Here is a 14,690-nt window from a genome sequence, read left to right on the forward strand (position 1 = left end):
CTGGAGGCGCGATTATGGGCGAGCCACAATCCGGGGCATGCCCGACCGAACCGACGCCAATCTCTTCACCGCCCTGCGCGCTGCCTTTCCCGCTGCGCTGGACGAGATCGCCATCGAATGCGCCGATGGCGACCGCCTGAACTACAGCTGGCGCGACCTGGAACGCGGCACGGCGATGCTCGCCAACCTGCTGGCCTCCCTGGAACTGCCGCCCGGCAGCCGCATCGCCGTTCAGACCGAGAAGAGCGTCGAAGCCCTGCTGCTGTACCTCGCGGTGCTGCGCGCGGGCTTCGTCTACCTGCCACTGAACAATGCCTACCAGTCAGCCGAACTGGAGTACTTCATCAAGGACGCGCAGCCAGCCGTCTTCGTCTGCGCCGGCCAGCACTTCGGCTGGGTCAGCAAGCTCGCCTTCCAGGCCGGCACGCAGTTTGTCTTCACCCTGAATGAAGACCGCACGGGCAGCTTGCTGGACCGCGCCGCGCATCACGACGACCGGCATGAAGTCGTGCCCAAGGCGGCAAGCGATCTGGCCGCCATCCTCTATACCAGCGGTACAACCGGCCGCAGCAAGGGCGCGATGCTTTCGCACGGCAACCTGCTGTCGAACGCGAGAACGCTGAAGGACTACTGGGATTGGCAGGCGGGCGATGTGCTGATCCACGCCTTGCCGATCTTCCATGTGCATGGCCTTTTCGTCGCCTCGCACGGCGCGCTGCTCAACGGCAGCAAGATGATCTGGTTCAGCAAATTCGACCCGCGCGCGGTGATTCGCCGCTTTGCCGACGCCACGGTCTTCATGGGCGTGCCGACCCTTTACACTCGCATGCTCGGCGAAGCCGCACTCACGCCGGCAGCCTGCGCCCGGATGCGGCTTTTCATCAGCGGCTCGGCGCCGCTCCTGATCGAGACCTGGCGCGACTGGCAGCAGCGCAGCGGCCACCTGATCCTGGAGCGCTACGGCATGAGCGAGACGCTGATGCTCACCTCCAACCCCTGCAAGCCGCAAGACGGAGCGCGCAAGGGTGGCACCGTGGGCCCGGCCCTGCCCGGCGTGGGCCTGCGCATCCACGACGACGAAGGCCGGCCTTGCTCGGCGGACCAGATCGGCCACATCCAGGTGCGCGGCCCGAATGTCTTTGCCGGCTACTGGCAGATGCCTGAGAAGACCAAGGAGGAGTTCAGCGCCGACGGCTGGTTCAAGACGGGCGACGTGGGTCGCATCGACGCGCATGGCTATGTGAGCATCGTCGGCCGCAGCAAGGACCTGATCATCAGCGGCGGCTTCAATGTCTATCCGGCCGAGGTCGAAGGCTTCCTGAACGAACTGCCCGGCGTGTCCGAATCTGCCGTGATCGGTGTGCCCCATCCGGACTTCGGCGAGGCCGTGGTGGCCGTGCTGACGCCCAAGCCCGGCGCCACGCTGCAGCCGGCCGAAATGATTGCCTCCATGAAAGGCCGCATCGCCGGCTTCAAGGTGCCCAAAGTCATGCTCCTGGCAGCCGAGCTGCCGCGCAATGCCATGGGCAAGGTGCAGAAGAAGCTGCTGCGCGAGCAACATGCGGAGTTGTTCAAGTGAATGAAAACACCGGCATCAGTGCCGAGAGCAACGCCGCCTGCCCGCGCTGCAGCCAGCCCTTCCATTGCGGCGCCAGCGATGCGCACTGCGACTGCTTCGACTTGAAGCTGGACGCGCCCATGCGCGAACAGCTGGCCTCGCAGTACGCGGGCTGCCTGTGCATCGCCTGCCTGCGTGAATTGAAACAGCAGGCCACCGCAGGCAAGACCTGACACCGCGGGCCGGCAGTCGCTGAACAGTCCGCACAGGTCCGTTGTAAAGCTCGCTGACATTTCAGCGCCAAAGCCGCTTGTCGCCCCCGGGCCGCGCTTGCACAATGAGCCGGTCAGCCCACCAGCGCCCACCATGCCCAACCTGCTTGCCCCGCACGGCAAAGCCACGCTGCGCGAACGCCTGCTCGACCTGGGTCCCATTGCCGCCCTGGGCCTGGTGCTGGCCATGCTGTGGGCCTTTGTGTCATGGTTCGCCTGGACCTATCGGGACGAGCTGCGCCGCGAGCATGAGCGCGACCTGAGCTCGTTGGCCAATGCGGCCGCCTCGCAAACCGAGGAGGTGCTGCGTGACGCCGAGATCAGCCTGCGCACCGTGGACCTCTGGCTGCGCACGCGCGACACGGCCCATCCGCTCAACGATGCGTCGCTGGTGCAGATGGTCGAGACCCTGCACACCTCGACCCGCACGATGATCGAGATCGTGCTGGCCGATCCAGCAGGTTGGCTCTACCGCATTCCCAGCCCCAGTGGCCAGGCTTTCCATCAGCTCAAGGGCCAGCCTTTCGTCGCGAACCTGGCCCAGCCAGACACCAATGGCTTCCAGCTCGGCCGCGCCTTCCGCTTCAGCCCTGACAGCCCCCTGCGCCTGCCGATGGCCATGCGGCTGGGCACGCCCAGGGGCGGTATCAGCACAGTGATCGTGCTGGTCAACCTGGACCGGCTGCAGCAATTGCAAAGCCTCTACCTGCGGGGCACCGAAGGCAGCGTCGCGATGTTCAGCCGCGAGGGCGAGGTGCTCAGCCGCGCACCCGAGCTGCCAGGCTTTGTCGGCCAGCAGGTCTACGAAACGCGGCCCGACCTGCGCCGGGCGCTGATGCCGCAATCCGGCGTGTTCCATGTCCAGGACAGCCCTGCCGACGGCCAGCCACGCACCGCGGCCTTCGAAACCATTACCGACTTCGGTGTCAAGATGATCCTCGCCGAGGGCGAGAGCAAGGCTCTCGGCCAGCACCGCACGCAGCGCCTGGTCGTGCTGGCGCTGGCGGCGATCCTGAGCATGGCGGCGATGCTCACGACCATGGTGCTGGTGCGCCAGCACCGTACCTTGCGCGAGCGCGATGCCGAGCTGCTTGCCACCAGCGATGCCTCGCCGCTGGGCCTGTTCCGCGCCGACGCCAGCGGCAAGCTGCTGTGGGCCAATGAAACCTATCTGCGCCTGCATGGCCTGGCAGCTGACGAAGTGGCCTGGGGTTGGTTGCTCCTGATGCCCGAAGGCGGCCGTGCCAATGCCAAGGCGCGCTGGCAGGCCGCCTGCGCCGAGGGCAAACCTATCGACATGGTGCGCAATATCAGCCGGCGCGACGGCACCGAGCTGCTGGTGGCGCTGCGCACGGCACCGCTGCGCATCAACGGCAAGATTGCAGGCCAGGCCGGCACGGTGTCTGACATCACGGCCCAAGCCGCGCATGAACGCGCCCAGCGCATGCTGCACGCCATCTTCGACATGACGCCGGACTACATCGGCCAGATGAAGTTGAACGGCGACCTTTTCTACCTGAATCCCGCTGCACGCCGGCGCATCGGCCTGGCCCCGGATGCCAGCCTGGCGGGCATGAACTACACGCGCTTCACGGCGCCCGAGCGGCAGGAAGTCTTCCGTCAGGAGATCCTGCCGGCGGCGATTGCGCAAGGCCATTGGACCGGCCGCACTTCGCTGTACGCACCCGACGGCACCGAGGTGCCGGTTGACAGCACGGCGCTCGTCCATCGCAATGACCGCGGTGACGTGGAAGCGATCTCCATGGTGCTGCGCGACCTGACCTCCGAAACCCTGGCCCAGCGCGAGCGCCTGCGCAGCGAGGCCATCCTGCGCGCCGTTGCCCAAACGGCGCCCGTGCTGATCGCGGTGCTGGATACCGAGCAGCGCTACATCTATTTCAACCAGAGCTACGGCCAGCATTTCGGCACCACCATCGAAGCCTGGCGCGGCCGCCACATCCGCGAGCTGATTGGCGAGGAGCAGTACGAACTGAGCCGGCCAGCCATCGAGGCCGCGCTGCGGGGCCAGCACAAGGACCTCGAGAAAGCCTACAGCGACCGGCCCGAGCTGATGATCCTGGACGTGCGCTATTCACCGCTGCGCCTGGACGACGGGGAGATTGCCGGCGCCATCTGCATCGCCCGCGACGTGACCGCCGCCCGCGCCGAGGAAGCGCGGCTGCGTCACGCCTCGCAAACCGATGCGCTGACCCAGTTGCTCAATCGCGCCGGCTTTGCGCTTGCGGCCGATGAGAAGCTGGCCATCGCACGCCAGCACAACCATCTGATGGCGTTGCTCTACCTGGACCTGGACCGTTTCAAGCCGATCAACGACCAGTACGGCCATCCGATGGGCGACGCGCTGCTGCGCGCGGTGGCGGGCCGCATCCGCCATGCGTTGCGCCCCAACGACTTGGCGGCCCGCCTGGGTGGCGATGAATTCGCGGTGCTGCTGACGATGCTGCATGGCCCGGAAGACGCGGAGATGGTAGCCACCAAGCTGGTGCAGGCCATTGCATCGCCCTTCATGATCGAGCAGCACGACCTGCATATCGGCTGCAGCGTCGGCTTCTGCGTGGCCTGGGGCGGTCAGGCCGACCTCGAGCGCATGGTGGCCGAGGCCGATGCCAAGCTCTATGAAGCCAAGCGCGGCGGCCGTGGCACCTGGCGAGGCAGCCAGCTCGATGGAACCTCGGGCAAGGATGCGCCGCTCAATGAGACGCCTGCAGCGCCCGCTTGACCCGCATCAGCGTCAGTTGCAAGACCTTGGCATCGGTACTGGCCCGATGCCGCTGCAGGCGCATTTCCTCGCGCACCTCGGCCAGGGTTTCATGCCAACGGGCGGCCTCTTCTTCGCTGAGCAGGCTGCGCAGGTCTGACAGCTTGAAGCGCGGCACCATATTGGCCACATCGAAGAGGCGCGAGAGCCAGGGGTAGTCATGCGCCCAGGCATCGCAATAAACCGTCTGGCCGGCCAGGCGCTGGTTGATCTCGGCGGCCACCCATTCAGCCGCGCGGCCATGCTGAAACAGCACATCGCGGGTGATGCCATGCAGCGCCGCCGCACTCTCGTCCCAGTGCTGCCATTCCGGCAGCGGCTTGATCAGCGAGCAGAACAGCCCGCCATCCGGCGCCACGAAACCAATCTCGATGGGATAGCTGCCGCGACCGAAGCCCGAGGCTTCGACGTCGAGGATGGCGGGTGGCGTCATGCGGTGGTGGCGTGAATGTGTGAGCGAGTGTACGCAGCGGGCCTCACGCGGCAAGCCACACAACCATGGGGATGCCCCGGATCAGTGGCGCAACTTGCGAAGCATCATGTCGAGATACTGTATTTATACTCAGTACTCCGATGAGCTCCATTGCCCTCACCCGCCAGCACCGCACGCGCCTGATGAACCTCTGGCGATCGGCCGGCTGGCCCTGCAAGGACGGCCTCGAGATCGACCTGCTGGCCGCGGGCCTCGTGAAGCAGCAGGCCGATGAGAGAGGCCGCGAGCAGTTGCGGCTGACCGAGGCCGGCATCACCTGGCTGGCCGAGGCGCGACAGCAGGGCCTGCGTTCATTGAGCAGACATGACCGACTGGCCTTGCGCTTTGCCGAGCAGCTGATGACCGGCGGGCGCATCGTCTGGCGCGAGCTGGCCTTGCGGGCGATGGTGGATCCCAGCGCCACCACAGACGCCACAGTTCTGCAGGCTCAGGAACGAGCGCCGCTGTGGCCCGAGGAGCCGGCACCAGAAGCGCCAGCGCCGCATGGCTGGCGCATGTCCAGGCCCGATCTGTTCTCCATCCGCAATACCAGCGTCCAGGCCTATCTGCAGCCACAGGTGGTTGAGGTGAAAGCCAGCCGCGCCGACCTGCTTTCAGACCTGCGCCATGCCGCCAAGCGCCAGGCCTACGAATGGCTGTGCTGCGAGAGCTTCTACCTGTTCCCGGCTGGCATTGCCGAGCCCGAAGAAATCCCCGAACCCTTTGGCGTCTGGGTGCTGCATGGCGATATCGAGACCGGCCGCTTCGAGCAGTTGCGGCCGGCACATCATCAGCCGCGCACCCTGCCTTTCGCCGTCTGGATGGCGCTTGCCAAGGCCACGCCGCTGCCGCGCTTCGATGATGAAAGCCCGCAGGCGCCATTGAATGAGGCGGGCGTGTGATTTACGGGGTCGCGGTGCGCGAGCTTTGCGAGTTCAGCGCGAAAACGGGCGACCTGGACCTGCGCTTCACGCCAGCCCCTTCCGCACTGGAAGGCATCGAGGGCCATGCCCGCGTGGCCTCGCGTCGCGGCAGCGACTACGAACGCGAAGTCAGCCTCAGCGGCAGCTTCGAAGAGCTGCTGGTACGCGGCCGTGCCGATGGCTTCGATGCCGCGCGCAGCCGCCTCGAAGAGGTCAAGACCCACAAGGGCCGGCTCGACCGACAGCCCGCCACGCACCGCGCCTTGCACTGGGCGCAATTGCGCATCTACGGTGCCCTGCTCTGCGCCGAGCGCGAGCTTGATGAAGTCGAGCTCGCCCTGGTCTATTTCAATATCGGCACCGAGCAGGAAACAGTCTTCACCGAACGCTGCAAGGCCGCGGAGCTGCAGGCCTTCTTCGCCGAGCATTGCGGCCGCTTTCTCGCCTGGGCCAGGCAGGAGCTGGCGCACCGCACATTGCGCGACGGCGAGCTGCAGGGCTTGAGTTTCCCGCACGGCGAGTTCCGCGCCGGCCAGCGCATGCTGGCCACCGCCGTCTACAACGCCGCGCGCAGTGGCCGTTGCTTGCTGGCGCAGGCGCCCACTGGCATCGGCAAGACGCTGGGCACCTTGTTCCCGCTGCTCAAGGCCGCGCCGGCGAACGAGCTCGACAAGGTCTTCTTCCTCGCCGCCAAGACCTCGGGCCGCCAGCTCGCGCTGGACGCCATGCGCCAGCTGCCCGCGCCGGGCCTGCGCGTGCTGGAGCTGGTGGCGCGAGACAAGGCCTGCGAGCACCCCGACAAGGCCTGCCATGGCGAGAGCTGCCCGCTGGCCCAGGGCTTCTATGACCGCCTGCCGGCAGCGCGCGCGGCGGCCGTAGCGCAAGCCCTGCCGCTGGACCAGGCCCGCGTGCGCGAGCTGGCGCGCGAGCATGCGGTCTGCCCCTACTACCTGAGCCAGGAGCTGGTGCGCTGGGCCGATGTGGTGGTCGGCGACTACAACTACTTCTTCGACGGCAGCGCGCTGCTGTACTCGCTCACACAGACGAACGACTGGCGCGTGGGCCTGCTGGTGGACGAGGCGCACAACCTGGTGGACCGTGGCCGCTCGATGTACAGCGCCGAGCTGCATCCAGAAAGCCTGGCCGATGCCCGCCGCTCAGTCACCGCGCGCAAGAACGGCGCCATCAAGCGCGCGCTCGACAAGCTGCGCAAGACCTGGCACCAACTGAAGAGCGAAGAGGAGTACCGCGTCTGCAGCGAGCCGCCAGCCGACTGGGTGGAAGCGCTGATCAACGCCAACGGCAGCATCAGCGAGCACCTGGCCGAGCACCCGGCCGAGCCGCCTGATGCGGCGCTGCAGGGCTTCTATCTCGAGGCCTTGCAGTTCCTGCGTCTGATGGAATCGCTGGACCCGGCGCATTCCATCGTCGACCTCAGCAAGAACACGCAGACGGCTTTTGGCTCGCGTGGCAAGGATGCTGCGTGGCAGCTCGAGTCACCGGTCGTCTGCCTGCGCAACATCGTGCCCGCGCCGCATCTGCAGCCGCGCCTTCAGGCGGCGCACACCAGCACACTGTTCTCTGCCACCGTGCAGCCGCCGCATTGCTATGCAGACCTCTTGGGCCTGCCCGAGACCCATGGCTATGTGGACGTGGAATCGCCCTTCCGCGCCGAGCAGCTCAAGGTGCACATCGCCCGCGAAGTCTCGACCCGCTGGCGCGACCGCGCCGCCTCGCTGGACCGCATCGTGGACCGCATCGCTGCCCAGTACCAGGAGCGCCCAGGCAACTACCTCGCCTTCTTCAGCAGCTATGACTACCTGCAGCAAGTTGCTGACCGGCTGGCCGAGCGCCACCCCGAACTGCCGCAATGGCGCCAGCAACGCCGCATGGGCGAGCAAGAGCAAAAGGCCTTCCTCGCCCGCTTCACGGCAGAGAGCCAGGGCGTAGCGTTCGCCGTGCTGGGCGGCGCCTTCGCCGAAGGCATCGACCTGCCCGGCCAGCGCCTCATCGGCGCCTTCATCGCCACGCTGGGGTTGCCGCAGGTGAACCCGGTGACGGAGCAGTTTCGCGAGCGGCTGGAGGCGCGCTTCGGCAAGGGCCGTGGCTACGACTACGCCTATCTGGTGCCGGGCCTGCAGAAAGTGGTGCAAGCCGCGGGCCGCGTCATCCGCACCACCGAAGACTCAGGCGTGGTGCACCTGATGGATGACCGCTTTGGCAAGCCGGAGGTGAAGGGCCTGCTGCCAGGGTGGTGGGAGCTCGAGTGACTGAGAGGCAGCCAAAGCTTGAACGCAGGGCCACCCGGGGCCGCAGGGGTTTGGAGGGGATCCCCCAAAGGAATGACGGGGAAAGCCCAGGAGCTGGCCGACGGAAGCGGCAATAGGATGCGCTCATACGCTTGAACAGCCCGCTCGCAGGCTGCCCTTGATCAGCATTCACTCACCTATGAACAAGTTCACCCTCATCGCCGCACTTCTTTTTTCCCTGAACGCCTACGCCGACCAATATGCCGTGACCGACAACGGCAAGGTTGTTCTGCTGAGTGATGACGGGACCTGGAAATACGCGAGCGGTGAAGCCGACAAGTCCAAGTCCATCGAATTCAACAAGATCACCTTCGCCAAGGCGAACAACCAGTCATTTCTCCTCAAGAGCACCAAGAACAAGGCTGCAGCCTGGATAGACCCCAAGAAGTGGACGTTCAGAAAGACCGAGGGGAATACCGAGGCATCCGAATACAAGTTCAAGCACAAGGAGGCCGACGTCTATGGAATGCTCATCACCGAGCAAATTGAAATCGGCCTGGAAAACCTGGCTCAGCTGGCGCTCGAGAACGCCAAGAAGTTCGCACCGAACGCGCGAATCGTTTCGCAGGAATACAGGATGGTGAATGGCATCAAGGTCATAAGAATGCGCATTGACGCATCGGCTCAAGGAGCCAATTTCACGTATGTCGGCCACTACATGTCGGACAAGAGCGGCTCGACCCAGTTCATGGTCTACACCTCCACCAACCTGATCGATCGCAACCTGGCAGAGATTGATGAATTCCTGAACGGGTTCTCAGTGCAGCAATGAAGTTCTAGCCCCACGGGTGTGCACCGGCGAGACGGCATGGAGCCTGCACCCGCCGGGTATCACCGGCCCCGTGGCCGGCGCTGCGGCATGAGCTGCGCCGGCCAGGCAGGGGAATGCCCGAGACGCGGAGGCAGGCGGCGCCCCTAGGATGCATGCTTCGTTTCCCGTTACTGTCGAGTCCAGATCCTGATGAAAAAACTCCTTTCCACGGCCGCTGCGGCCGTCCTGATGAGCCTGGCGCCGCTGGCGGCGCAAGCGCAAGTGCTCAAGATCGGCGTTCTTGAAGCCGACCGCGTGCTGCGCGAGGCCAAGGCCGCACAGGCAGCCCAGGCCCGCCTGGAAGCCGAATTCGGCAAGCAGGCAAAGGAGCTGCAGGAGCTGGATACCAAGCTGCGCCTGGCAACGGACAAGCTGGAGAAGGACGCGCCCGCGCTGAGCGAAACCGAACGCCAGCGCCGCGGCCGCGAACTTGCCGATCAAAAGCGGGAGCTTGAGCGCCGCAGCCGCCGCTTCGATGAGGACCTGCAGCTGCGCCGCAACCAGGAAGGATCGGCCTTGAACCAGCGCGTCGACCGCGCCGTCAGGCAGATCTTCGAGAGCGAGAAGTACGACCTGATCCTGCGCGATGGCATCCTCATGCGCAGCCCGGCGGTCGACATCACCAACAAGGTGATCGAGGCCGTGGACGCACAGAAGTGAGGCACTGCAGTGAAGATCATCCCGACACCGGTCACCGCCGCACTTGCCGGCGTTTTTTCTGCCCTCGCCTGGCCCTGGCTGTGGTCCACCTATGGCAGTTCAGCCAGTGGCGGCAGCATGGAGCTAGTGCTTGGAACGCTGCTGCTGATCGGCCTGCCCGCGCATGCGTTCGTCGTCGGCTTCAAGCCGGCCGACCAGGCACCGGGCACGCGGGGCGTGGACAAGCCCCTGCTGACGCGCATCGGCGCCTGGCTGCTGGCGGCCCTCGTGGCCGTGCTGGTGAGCGGCGCACTGCGCAGCTAATGGCCGCGCGAAAGGGTCTGTCGAAACCGACGCGCCGCTAGCATGGCAAGCCCTGAACAAGCCAGCTCCATGAGCATCCGAATCCGTCCTTCATCCTTCGCCGCAGCGCTGCTCGCCCTGGCTTGCAGCAGTGCAACGCGGGCCGAGCCGGTGGCGCCGGCAGTGCGCGCGGAGATCGATGCCTTGCTGGGCCGCCTGCAAAGCTCGGGCTGCCAGTTCAATCGCAACGGCAGCTGGTACGACGCCGCCGAGGCCCGCAGCCATCTGCTGCGCAAGCTCGCCTACCTGGAAGGCAAGAACCTGGTGCGCAACAGCGAGCAGTTCATCGAACAGGCCGCCAGCAAGAGCAGCTCCAGCGGCAAGCCCTATCTGGTGCGCTGCGCTCAGGTGGCAGCGGTGGAGAGCGGGCCGTGGCTCAGCAACGAACTGAAGTCGATCCGATCTGCTGCGGCCCGTCCGGCCGCAGCGCCGGCTTCACGCTGAGGCGCGACAGGGCAGCGCATCGAGCAATACTCAGCCATGCTTGCCGTCACTGCCGCCACCCTCTTGCTGCTGGCCCTGACCACGCTGATCCATTACGAGGTGCTGGGCCTGCTCAATGGCTGGCTGCCCCGGCTCCGGATTCCGGCGCGCTCCAAGGTGCTCGTGGTGCTGATGGCGGCCTTCGCTGCCCATGTGCTGGAGATGCTGCTGTACGGCTTCGCGCTCTACGGCCTGGTGGCCTACGCCGATGCCGGCAACCTGGTAGGGTCGGCCGGCTTCTCGATGTCCAGCTGCATGTATTTCTCGGCCGAGACCTATACCTCTCTGGGCTTCGGCGACCTGGCCCCGGTCGGGCCGGTGCGCCTGATCGCCGGCGCCGAGGCGCTCAACGGCCTGCTGCTGATCGGCTGGTCGGCGTCCTACCTCTACCTGACGATGGAGAGGTTCTGGGGCAAGGAGAAGGCATGAGCGCCACCTCGGTACTGCCTCCTCCCTGCGCCGTGCTGTTCGTGGCCAATGTGGAGCGGCTGGCACGCTTCTATCGCGAGCTGGCCGCCATGGCTGTGGTGCATGACGAGGGCGATCATGTAGTGCTGGAACTCGCCGGCCTGCAGCTGGTGATCCATGCAATGCGGGGCGAGCCGGAGCCGGCCAGCGGTCCGGCCTTGCAGGTCCGCGAAGACAGCTACTGGAAGCTCTGCCTGCCGGTCGCCAGCATTGGCGCGGCCCGCCTGGCTGCACCAGCGCTGGGCGGCTGGATTGCGCCGAGCGAGCGAGAGTGGGAAGCGCGGGGCTTTCGCGCCTGCGACGGCCATGACCCGGAAGGCAATGTGATCCAGCTGCGCGAGCCGGCCAGCGCCGCCACGCCCTGAAGCACTCCCGAAAGCAAAAACCGCCATGCTGCAACTGCGACCGTCCTGTGAATGCTGCGACATCGACCTGCCACCGAGCAGCACCGAGGCCCGCATCTGTTCTTTCGAGTGCACCTTCTGCGCCAGTTGCGCCGAAGGAAAGCTGGGCAATGTCTGCCCCAATTGCGGCGGAGAACTGCTGCCGCGGCCGCGCCGGCCGGGAGGCAAGTTGGCGGTCAACCCGGCTTCAACCACTCGCGTTCACAAACCTCAGGGCTGCGCCCCAGGCAAGCCCTGAGAGGCTTACCCGGGCAGACCGCCAAGTTGGCTAGAAGCCATCCACAAGAACCATTCAAGGAGGAGAACCCCATGAACCCATCCAGGCGATACGCCACTCCCTTGCTTGCCGGCCTGCTGATGGCCTGCTGTGCCCTGCCGCTGGCCCAGGCCAAGGACGCACCGGCCACCAGCGAAGCCAGCAGCCCGGCGACACGAGAGGGCAACCTGCAGATCGAAGCCGATATTGCCGATGCCGGCCAGAAGAGCAGCCTGAAGGCGCGCATCGCCGCGCCTGGGACGATCGGCTTCACCGAGGGCTCGCGCCGCTACGTGCTCAGCGTGAACCCCATTGATGGCAACAGCTTTCGCATCACCTACAGCGCCAGCCCGCTGCCCGGCGCCGGTGGCGAGAAGCAGGCGCTCGGCTATACCGACGGCGCGCTGATTGCCGAGCTTGGCAAGAAGGTCCAGGTCGAGATCAGCAATGGCTTCAAGCTCAACCTGCTCTTGAGCCGCTGAGCCGCCAAGGCAGAGAACCGGCATCTGTTTCAAGCCGGACATCAGACGCCCACCCTGCAGACATGAAACGCCGCTAGCATCGCGGCGCATCATGCACACGGCCGTATTCGCCCTTCCCTGCTTTCGCGTCTCTACAGTCCATTGAGCCTTTCTCCGACAGACGGCCTTTGGCCGCAGGGCCGCGCCCATCGGCGCTGGCCGCTGCTGGCCTTGTTGGCTGCGGCCCATCTGGCAGCGCTGTGGCTGCTGGGTTTGCAGATGCAGCAGCGCGACCGTGCCGGGCCTGCCAAGCCGTCATGGGCCAGCGTGACGCTCTGGCTGCGTCCAGTCGCACCGGCAAGAGTGCCAGAAAAGCCTCCAGAAAGGCCGCGCGAGACAGCGCAAGCGCAGCCGCCGCCAGCGCCGGCGACACCGATTTCAATCCCGCCGGTCCACTCGCAGCAAGACCTGACCCCGAGCGAAGCGGGCACCCCTGCACCTGCCACCACCGGCAGTTCGGAGGCAACCGCTGGCAGCGCAGCCGGCGCCGCAGCGGTTGCCCCGGACCGCACGCCGCTGCGCATCGAGCTGCCCAAGCCAGGCAAGGCGGGCGAGTTCACGAAGTTCCACAACCCGGCCTTGAGCGACCCGCGCAGCAACACCAGGATCCGCCTGACGCTGGAGGAGAAGATGGCCATCGCCCTCGGCAGCGTGGAATGCATTCTGGAGGAGCGGCAGCCGGACGGCTCGGTCTGGCGCGGAGCTGGGCGCAAGTTGACCGTGGCTCCGGCCATCGCCGCCACCGGCGCAGCAGCCGCCGGTTCCGACCCAAAAGCCAACGTGAGCTTGTGCGTGCGCTGAACGGCTAGCATCGGCGACTCTTCAACCCGTCTGCCCTCGCCGTCCCATGAGCCCCCGCCGCCGCCGTATCGTCCAGGCCCTGCTCTACGAATTCATCGCCATCGCCGTCGTCGGCCCGGTGCTGGCCTGGGTGTACGGCCACAGCATGAGCTCCAGCCTGACGCTGGCCGCGCTGATGTCCAGCGTCGCCCTGGCCTGGAACTACGCCTTCAATGCGCTGTTCGAACGCTGGGAGGCCCGCCAGGCCCAGCGCGGCCGCTCGCTGGCGCGCCGCATCGCGCATGGCATCGGCTTCGAGGGCGGGCTGGTGTTCTGGCTCGTGCCGGTGATGGCCTGGTGGCTGTCCATCGGCTGGTGGGAGGCGCTGCTGGCCGACCTCGCCCTGTTGCTCTTCTTCATGGTCTACACGGTGGCTTTCACCTGGGCCTTCGACCGTCTCTTCGGCCTGCCCGCTTCGGCGCGCGCGGCCTGATCCTCGACCTGCGCGAGAACGGCGGCGACTCTCTGCGCTTGCCTGCTGATGGTGCGGGACGGCGGCCAGCACCCGCTGAGTGATCGGGATGGTGGTGCGGGCCCGGCAATGGCAGACTGAGCACTCCTCGACTACCTGGACGGAGCCCCGCGGCTGCGGCGCTGCGAATACATCGCGATGAGTGAAAGCAAGGCAAGCAAGGGTTACTGGATCGCCCGCGTGGACGTGAGCGACCCCGAGCAATACAAGGCCTATGTGGCCGCCAACGCCGAACCGCTGGCGGCCCACGGCGCGCGCTTCCTGGTGCGCGGCGGCAGGTTCGACAACCCGGAGGGCAGCAGCCGCGCACGCAATGTCGTGATCGAGTTCCCGAGCTACCAGGCGGCCGTTGACTGCTGGGCCTCGCCCGGCTACCAGGCGGCGATCAAGCTGCGCACGGCGGTGAGCGTGGTGGACATGGTGATCGTCGAGGGCTACGGTGGCCCTCAGCCTGGCGGCTGAGCGGGCGGCTGACCGGGAGCCTGCGTCTCGAACAGTTCGATGGCGGCCCGCGCGACCTGGCGCGTGTCATGCCAGGCGTAGGCGCCCACGCCGGCCGCGCCAACCAGGGGCAGCCAGCGCGCCATGCTGCTGCCGAGCGCGCGCTGGCTCAGCTTCAAGCCAATGGCGCCGGCCAGCTTCTTCAGCGCCCCGGCCGCCAGCGGCTGCACGATCAGACGCTCACCCACCCGCACAGCCAGGTCGCGCAGGCCCTGCGCCGCCGTGTGGCGAAACAGGCAATAGAGCATCTGGGTCCGATCGAGCTCGTGGCTGCGTCCGTACACGGCGGCGATGTCGGCGACGAGCTGCGCCTGGATGCGCCAGACGCTCATCATTTCAGGTAGCAGTGTCAACCACCCCAGCGGCCCTGGCGGAAGCGAGAGGCTGCCAGCCGCGAAAGCGGCACGCCGCGCGGCCTGCTCGGTCAGGCGCCGAGCGGCCGCCAGCGGTTGCACCGCACGCTGCTGATTCGACGCCGGCGGGTCAGCCACCACCCGCTGCAGCGCCTCGCCCAGCACCAGGTTCAGCGATCGATCATCCTTTGCATTCGCCATGCCACGCCCTCCCGGCTCAACGCGTCGACGGGCTGGCGCTAACCCTGCGGTCCCGGGCCGCCGCC

At 66.6% G+C, this 14,690-nt stretch carries 18 protein-coding genes; 16 read left to right on the plus strand and 2 right to left on the minus strand.

Translation table 11 applies throughout. The annotated features are described in order from the left end of the window. The first annotated feature begins 37 nt into the window (after window positions 1-37). From ABT392_RS15440 to ABT392_RS15450, 3 genes are all read left to right on the plus strand, one after another. The gene (locus ABT392_RS15440) at window positions 38-1,579 is read left to right on the plus strand and encodes a malonate--CoA ligase (protein ID WP_395385375.1); all 1,542 of its coding nucleotides are present in this window, start codon (window positions 38-40) and stop codon (window positions 1,577-1,579) included. Further along, window positions 1,576-1,791 carry a cysteine-rich CWC family protein gene (locus ABT392_RS15445; RefSeq protein WP_395385374.1) on the plus strand — a complete coding sequence of 72 codons (216 nt, stop codon included), beginning with the start codon at window positions 1,576-1,578 and terminating at the stop codon, window positions 1,789-1,791. Before ABT392_RS15440 ends, ABT392_RS15445 begins: the two co-directional genes overlap by 4 nt. Before the next feature lie 133 nt (window positions 1,792-1,924). Further along, complete coding sequence (locus tag ABT392_RS15450; protein WP_395385373.1) at window positions 1,925-4,570, plus strand: diguanylate cyclase domain-containing protein; 2,646 nt, start codon at window positions 1,925-1,927, stop codon at window positions 4,568-4,570. On the opposite strand, the gene ABT392_RS15455 is transcribed toward ABT392_RS15450, so the two are convergent. Continuing rightward, the gene (locus tag ABT392_RS15455; protein ID WP_334278251.1) at window positions 4,542-5,042 is read right to left on the minus strand and encodes a 3'-5' exonuclease; all 501 of its coding nucleotides are present in this window, start codon (window positions 5,040-5,042) and stop codon (window positions 4,542-4,544) included. The genes ABT392_RS15450 and ABT392_RS15455 overlap by 29 nt on opposite strands. A gap of 140 nt (window positions 5,043-5,182) precedes the next feature. Here ABT392_RS15455 and ABT392_RS15460 point away from each other — a divergent pair, with 140 nt between their 5' ends. The 13 genes from ABT392_RS15460 (at window position 5,183) to ABT392_RS15520 (ending at window position 14,032) form a co-directional block, all read left to right on the plus strand. Then, a complete protein-coding gene (locus ABT392_RS15460) occupies window positions 5,183-5,983 on the plus strand; it encodes a hypothetical protein (protein ID WP_395385372.1) in 801 nt (266 codons plus the stop codon). Continuing rightward, window positions 5,980-8,274 (plus strand): helicase C-terminal domain-containing protein, encoded by a 2,295-nt coding sequence (locus tag ABT392_RS15465; protein WP_395385371.1) that lies wholly within the window; start codon window positions 5,980-5,982, stop codon window positions 8,272-8,274. The genes ABT392_RS15460 and ABT392_RS15465 overlap by 4 nt, the downstream gene beginning before the upstream one ends. 178 nt (window positions 8,275-8,452) lie before the next feature. Then, a complete protein-coding gene (locus tag ABT392_RS15470) occupies window positions 8,453-9,085 on the plus strand; it encodes a hypothetical protein (RefSeq protein WP_334278254.1) in 633 nt (210 codons plus the stop codon). A gap of 189 nt (window positions 9,086-9,274) precedes the next feature. Continuing rightward, a complete protein-coding gene (locus ABT392_RS15475; RefSeq protein ID WP_334278255.1) occupies window positions 9,275-9,784 on the plus strand; it encodes an OmpH/Skp family outer membrane protein in 510 nt (169 codons plus the stop codon). Between the two features lie 9 nt (window positions 9,785-9,793). Beyond that, window positions 9,794-10,087, plus strand: a complete 294-nt coding sequence (locus ABT392_RS15480; protein WP_334278256.1) for a hypothetical protein — start codon at window positions 9,794-9,796, stop codon at window positions 10,085-10,087. Window positions 10,088-10,156: 69 nt separating this feature from the next. Further along, window positions 10,157-10,570, plus strand: coding sequence for a YfeK family protein (locus tag ABT392_RS15485; protein WP_334278257.1), 414 nt, complete (start codon window positions 10,157-10,159; stop codon window positions 10,568-10,570). A gap of 36 nt (window positions 10,571-10,606) precedes the next feature. Further along, a complete protein-coding gene (locus tag ABT392_RS15490; RefSeq protein ID WP_334278258.1) occupies window positions 10,607-11,038 on the plus strand; it encodes a potassium channel family protein in 432 nt (143 codons plus the stop codon). Next, the gene (locus ABT392_RS15495; RefSeq protein ID WP_334278259.1) at window positions 11,035-11,442 is read left to right on the plus strand and encodes a VOC family protein; all 408 of its coding nucleotides are present in this window, start codon (window positions 11,035-11,037) and stop codon (window positions 11,440-11,442) included. Before ABT392_RS15490 ends, ABT392_RS15495 begins: the two co-directional genes overlap by 4 nt. Window positions 11,443-11,467: 25 nt before the next feature. Next, window positions 11,468-11,719 carry a DUF1272 domain-containing protein gene (locus ABT392_RS15500; protein ID WP_334278260.1) on the plus strand — a complete coding sequence of 84 codons (252 nt, stop codon included), beginning with the start codon at window positions 11,468-11,470 and terminating at the stop codon, window positions 11,717-11,719. 71 nt (window positions 11,720-11,790) lie between these two features. Continuing rightward, window positions 11,791-12,219: a hypothetical protein gene (locus tag ABT392_RS15505; protein ID WP_334278261.1), complete on the plus strand. Its 429-nt coding sequence runs from the start codon at window positions 11,791-11,793 to the stop codon at window positions 12,217-12,219. Between the two features lie 141 nt (window positions 12,220-12,360). Then, complete coding sequence (locus ABT392_RS15510; RefSeq protein WP_334278262.1) at window positions 12,361-13,059, plus strand: hypothetical protein; 699 nt, start codon at window positions 12,361-12,363, stop codon at window positions 13,057-13,059. A 46-nt stretch (window positions 13,060-13,105) separates the two neighbouring features. After that, entirely contained in the window at window positions 13,106-13,531 is a 426-nt protein-coding gene (locus tag ABT392_RS15515; RefSeq protein ID WP_334278263.1) for a PACE efflux transporter, read from the plus strand. 177 nt (window positions 13,532-13,708) lie between these two features. Then, on the plus strand, window positions 13,709-14,032 hold the full coding sequence (locus ABT392_RS15520) for a DUF1330 domain-containing protein (protein WP_334278264.1): 324 nt from the start codon (window positions 13,709-13,711) through the stop codon (window positions 14,030-14,032). Here ABT392_RS15520 and ABT392_RS15525 read toward each other — a convergent pair. Beyond that, window positions 14,017-14,625 carry a hypothetical protein gene (locus ABT392_RS15525; protein WP_334278265.1) on the minus strand — a complete coding sequence of 203 codons (609 nt, stop codon included), beginning with the start codon at window positions 14,623-14,625 and terminating at the stop codon, window positions 14,017-14,019. The two genes, ABT392_RS15520 and ABT392_RS15525, sit on opposite strands and share 16 nt — an antisense overlap. Window positions 14,626-14,690: the final 65 nt, after the last annotated feature.

This window comes from Paucibacter sp. JuS9 (genome assembly GCF_044043925.2).
GTDB lineage: Bacteria > Pseudomonadota > Gammaproteobacteria > Burkholderiales > Burkholderiaceae_C > JAUASW01.